General features: G+C 72.0%; 1 protein-coding gene (cut by a window edge). It reads left to right on the top strand.

The genetic code is table 11. From position 1 onward, the window contains the following. The first annotated feature begins 38 nt into the window (after positions 1-38). A protein-coding gene (locus QFW96_RS27090; protein ID WP_425524800.1) for an SDR family NAD(P)-dependent oxidoreductase crosses the window boundary here: on the top strand, positions 39-6,024 show its 5' end (the start). It continues 24,347 nt past the right edge of the window; 5,986 of the gene's 30,333 nt are visible here — the first part of the coding sequence; its start codon is at positions 39-41; its stop codon lies off the right edge, out of view.

Genomic DNA, 6,024 nt, shown 5'->3' with positions numbered 1-6,024 from the left:
AACCGATGAGCAGCTCTGAGAAGCAGTACGTCGAGGCTCTGCGCTCGTCCCTGAAGGAGAACGATCGCCTGCGCAAGCAGAACCAGCAGCTCATCGCGGCCGCGGTGGAGCCCATCGCGATCGTGGGCATGGGCTGCCGGTACCCGGGCGGCGCGTCCTCGCCGGAGGAGCTGTGGGATCTGGTGGCCGAAGGCCGCGACGGCATCTCGGAGTTCCCGGACGACCGGGGCTGGGACGTCGACGGGCTCGCCAGCGCGACCTCCCAGGGCGGTTTCCTGTCCGACGTCGCCGGTTTCGACGCCGGGTTCTTCGGCATCTCGCCGCGCGAAGCGGTCGCGATGGACCCGCAGCAGCGGCTGCTCCTGGAGGTCGCGTGGGAGGCGATCGAGCGTTCGGGCATCGACGCCGCCTCGCTGCGCTCCAGCCGCACCGGGGTGTTCATGGGCACCACCGGCCAGGACTACAGCGAGCTGCTCGCCCGCTCCGCCGAGGACATCGGCCTGTACTCGACGACGGCGTTCGCGGCCAGCGTGCTGTCGGGCCGCATCTCCTACCTGCTGGGCCTGGAGGGCCCGGCCGTCACCGTCGACACGGCCTGCTCGTCGTCGCTGGTCGCCCTGCACAACGCGATGCAGTCGCTGCGCGGTGGCGAGTGCTCGCTGGCGCTGGCCGGTGGTGTGGCCGTGATGTCGACGCCGAACGCGTTCACCGCGTTCAGCTCGCAGAGCGGCCTGGCCTCCGACGGCCGCTGCAAGGCGTTCTCCGACTCCGCTGACGGCACCGGCTGGTCGGAAGGCGTGGGCGTGCTCGTGCTGGAGCGGCTCTCGGACGCCCAGCGCAACGGTCGTGAGGTGCTGGCCGTGCTGCGCGGTTCGGCGATCAACCAGGACGGTGCCTCCAACGGGCTGACCGCGCCGAACGGCCCGTCGCAGCAGCGGGTGATCCGCACGGCGCTGGACAACGCGGCCCTGACGGCCGGGGACGTCGACGTCGTCGAAGCCCACGGCACCGGAACGACCTTGGGTGACCCGATCGAGGCCCAGGCGGTCCAGGCGACCTACGGGCAGGACCGCGAGACGCCGGTGCTGCTGGGCTCGATCAAGTCCAACATCGGGCATCCGCAGGGCGCGGCCGGCGTCGCCGGTGTGATCAAGGTGGTGCTGGCGCTGCGCCACGAGCTGCTGCCCAAGACCCTGCACGCAGACAACCCGTCGTCCAACGTGGACTGGACGGCGGGTGCGGTGGAACTGCTCACCTCCGCCCGCGAGTGGCCGCGAGGCGAGCGCCCGCGCCGCGCCGCGGTCTCGGCCTTCGGCGTCAGCGGCACCAACGCGCACGTGATCGTCGAAGAGGCCCCGGAAGCGACCGAACCCGAGCGCGAGGTCACCGATCTCCCCGAGGTGCCGTGGGTCCTGTCCGGCCGCTCGGACACGGCACTGGCCGCCCAGCTCGACCGCATCGACACCTTCGCCCAGCGCAACCCCCACCTGACTCCCCTCGACATCGGCCACTCCCTGGCCACTTCCCGCTCCACCTTCGACCACCGAGCAGTCCACCTGCCCTCCGGCGACTTCCGAGACGTCGCCACAGACCGCACCCTCGCGGTCCTCTTCGCAGGCCAGGGCTCGCAGCGCCTGGGCATGGGCCGAGACCTCTACGAGCGTTTCCCGGTGTTCGCGCGGGCGCTGGACGAGGTCCTGTCCCACTTGGACCCGTCGGTCCGAGAGGTGATGTGGGGCGACGATCAGGAAGCCCTCAACCAAACGGGCGTCGCCCAACCGGCCCTGTTCGCCCTGGAGGTAGCCCAGTACCGCCTCGCGGACTCCTTCGGCCTCAACCCGGACTACGTCGCAGGCCACTCGATCGGGGAAGTCGCCGCAGCCCACGTAGCCGGCGTGTTGTCCCTCGAAGACGCCTGCACTCTCATCACGGCCCGAGCCCGGTTGATGCAGGCCCTGCCCACGGGCGGCGTGATGGTCGCGGTCCGCGCGACCGAGTCCGATGTCCTGCCTTACCTGACGGGTGAACCTTCTGAGACGGAATACTCCCGTATTCGGGGGGACGATTACCGGAGTATTCGTTCCCCCGAAAACTCCGGTATTCGGCCCCCCGAAAATGGCAATTCTCGATCGGGTGTCGTCTCTTTGGCGGCGGTCAACGGCCCGGAGTCGGTGGTTCTGGCCGGGGACGAGGACGCCGTGATCGAGGTTGCGTCTCGGTGGGAGTTCAAGCGACTCAAGGTTTCTCATGCGTTCCACTCGGCTCTGATGGAGCCGATGTTGGAGGAGTTCCGGGCGGCTCTTGGCGGGGTGACGTTCTCGGAGCCGAGCCTCTCGATCGTGGTGAGCGGGGAGGTGACGTCGCCGGAGTTCTGGGTCGAGCACGTGCGGAACGCGGTGCGGTTCGCCGACAACGTGACGACGTTGGCAGAGCAGGGCGTGGACGCGTTCTTGGAACTCGGGCCGGACGGGGTGCTGACCGCGATGGCGGCTGAATCCGCCGGTGAGGACGCCGTGCTGGTTCCGGCGCAGCGCAAGGATCGCGACGGCGGGTCCGCGCTGGTCGAGGCGCTGGCGCGGCTGCACGTGGCCGGTGTCGACGTCGACTGGTCGCGACTCTTCGCCGACACCGGGGCGCGGCGGGTCGACCTGCCGACCTACCCGTTCCAGCGGGAGCGCTACTGGCCGCGGCCCGCCACGACCAAGGCCGACGTGCGCTCCGCCGGGCTGGACTCCGTCGGGCACCCGCTGCTGGGCGCGGCGGCCGAACTCGCCGGGACCGACGGATACCTGTTCGCCAGCCGCTTGACGTCGCGCACCCACACCTGGCTCGCCGACCACGTGGTGCACGGCCGAATCCTGTTCCCCGGCACCGGTTTCCTCGAACTCGCGATCCGCGCCGGTGACGAGGTGGGCTGCGGTCACGTCGACGAGCTGACCCTGTCCGCGCCGCTGGTGCTGCCGTCGCAGGGCGACGTGCAGGTGCAGGTGACCGTCGGCGCCGCCGACTACTCGGGCCGCCGCCCGGTCGCGATCTTCTCCCGCCCCGCCGAAACGGGGCAGGGCGACTGGACCCAGCACGCCGGCGGCGTGCTGGCCGCGACGCCGTCCGAGCCGACGTTCGACCTCGGCGCGTGGCCCCCGGCCGAAGCCGAGGCGGTGGACGTCGCCGACTGCTACGAGCGCTTCACCGAGGTCGGCTTCGACTACGGCCCGATGTTCCGCGGCTTGCGCGCGGTGTGGCGGCTCGGTGACGATCTGTTCGCCGAGGCCGAGCTGCCGGACGACGCCGGAGCCGACGAGTTCGGCCTGCACCCCGCGCTGCTCGACGCCGGAATGCACGCCTCGGGCTTCGGTGACGTCGGCAACCTCAGCCGCGGAGGCCTGCCGTTCTCCTGGCAAGGCGTCTCCCTGCACGCCTCGGGAGCCTCGCGGGTCCGCATGCGGCTCGCCCCAGGCCCCGACGACACCACCGTCCTGTCCGTCGCCGACGCCACCGGTGCCCCCGTCGCCAGCATCGACGGACTCATCACCCGCGCCCCGCAGACCGACCGGACGCCGACCGTCACCCGGGACTCCCTGTTCCAGCTCGACTGGACACCCATCGCCCTGCCCGAGACCACCACGACGTGGGCACGACTCGACCCCGACGCCCGCGACCTGACCGGCGTCGACACCACCACCGTCGTGCTGCCGGTCTCCGGCGATGCCGACGACGTGGTGACCTCGGTGCACGCCGAGACCGCGCGCGTGCTGTCGCTGCTGCAGCAGTGGCTCGCCGACGAGCGCTTCGCCGATGCCCGCCTGGCGCTGGTCACCCGGGGAGCCACCTCCGGTGACGACCTGATCGGCGCCGCCGTGCGCGGTCTGGTGCGCTCCGCCCAGACCGAGCACCCCGGCCGCTTCGCGCTGATCGACGTCGCCCCGGGGACCGATCCCGAACCGCTGCTGGGACGCGCTCTGACCAGCGACGAACCCCAATTGCTGCTGCGCGGCGAGGAACTCCTGGCCGCCCGCATCGCCCGTACGACCGGGCAGGCGCCCGCCTTCGACATCGACGGGACGGTCCTCATCACCGGTGGGACCGGCGGTCTGGGCGCCGTGCTGGCCCGGCACCTGGTGACCGAGCACGACGCCCGCGACCTGCTGCTGGTGAGCCGCCGCGGCCCGGACGCCGAGGGCGCCGCCGACCTCGTCGCCGAGCTGACCGACCTGGGCGCCACCGCCCGGGTCGTGGCCTGCGACGTCACCGACCGCGCCGCGGTCGCCGACCTCCTGCAGCGGCACCCGGTGCGGGCCGTGGTGCACACCGCGGGCGTCGTCGACGACGGCGTGATCGCCTCGCTGACCCCCGAAGCCGTCGACACCGTGCTCGCCCCGAAGGTCGACGCAGCCTGGCACCTGCACGAACTCGCCGGTGACGTGTCGGCGTTCGTCCTGTTCTCCTCCGCCGCGGCCACCTTCGGCAGCGCCGGGCAGGGCAACTACGCGGCGGGCAACTCCTTCCTCGACGCCCTCGCCCACCACCGGCAGGAGCGCGGTCTGCCCGCCGTGTCGCTGGGGTGGGGCGCGTGGGACCAGTCGGTCGGACTGACCGGCGGACTCTCCGACGCCGACGTGCAGCGGATCTCGCGGATGGGCGTCCAGGCGCTGTCGGTCGAGCAGGGCGTGGCCCTGTTCGACGCCGCCCTGGGCTCCGGGCGACCGCTGCTCCTGCCGGTGCACCTGGACCTGCCGTCGCTGCGCTCCAGCGACGACGTGCCGCACCTGCTGCGCGGACTCGTCCGCACCCCGATCCGCCGCGCCACCGCCTCCTCGCGGGGCGAGACCGCCGCGCTGGTCGACCGGCTCGCCTCGCTGAGCGCGGAGGAGCGCACCGAGCGGCTGGTGGAGCTCGTCCGCGAGGAGGTAGCGGCCGTGCTCGGGCACGCCGGTGCCGGAGGAGTGGACCCCGGGAGGCCGTTCCAGGAGCTCGGTTTCGACTCGCTGACCGCCGTCGAGCTGCGCAACCGGCTCACGGCGGCGACCGGCCTGCGGATCTCGGCTACCTCGGTGTTCGACTACCCGACGGTCACCCGCCTCGCCGAGCACCTGCGCGACGACCTGTTCGGCGCGGCTCTCGACGTCGTCCCGGCGGTGCCGGTGAGCTCCGTCGACGACGACCCGATCGTGATCGTGGGCATGGCCTGCCGCTACCCGGGCGGGGTGACCTCGCCCGAGGACCTGTGGCGGCTGGTGAGCGAGGACGCCGACGCGATCACCGGGTTCCCCACCAACCGGGGCTGGGACCTGGACTCGCTGTTCGACTCCGACCCCGACAACGCGGGCACCTCGTACTCGAACTCGGGCGGATTCCTGCACGACGCGGGCGAGTTCGACGCCGACTTCTTCGCGATGTCCCCGCGCGAGGCCCTGGCCACCGACGTGCAGCAGCGGCTCGTGCTGCAGACCGCGTGGGAGGCCATCGAGCGCGGCGGCATCGACCCGACGTCGCTGCAGGGAAGCCGGACCGGGGTGTTCGCCGGTGTCATGGTGAACGACTACGGCACGCTGCTCGACGGCGACACCTTCGAGGGCTACCAGGGCACCGGCACCGCGCAGAGCGTGCTGTCCGGCCGCGTGTCCTACACCTTCGGGTTCGAGGGGCCGGCGGTCACGGTGGACACGGCGTGCTCGTCGTCGCTGGTGTCGATGCACCTGGCCGCGCAGGCGTTGCGGCAGGGCGAGTGCTCGCTGGCGCTGGCCGGTGGTGTGACGGTGATGTCGACCCCGGCGTCGTTCGTGGTCTTCTCCCGGCAGCGCGGCCTGGCCGCCGACGGGCGCTGCAAGTCCTACTCGGAGTCCGCCGACGGAGTCGGCTGGTCCGAAGGCGCCGGTCTGGTCGTGCTGGAGCGGCTCTCCGACGCCCAGCGCAACGGGCATCGAGTGCTGGCCGTGGTGCGGGGTTCTGCGGTGAACCAGGACGGTGCGTCCAACGGCCTGACCGCCCCGAACGGCCCGTCGCAGCAGCGCGTCATCCGCCAGG

The sequence above is a fragment of the Saccharopolyspora ipomoeae genome, from assembly GCF_029952525.1.
GTDB classification, from domain to species: domain Bacteria; phylum Actinomycetota; class Actinomycetes; order Mycobacteriales; family Pseudonocardiaceae; genus Saccharopolyspora; species Saccharopolyspora ipomoeae.
The sequence above is the reverse complement of the archived record's forward strand: the minus strand, read 5'-3'. Positions and strand labels throughout refer to the sequence as shown.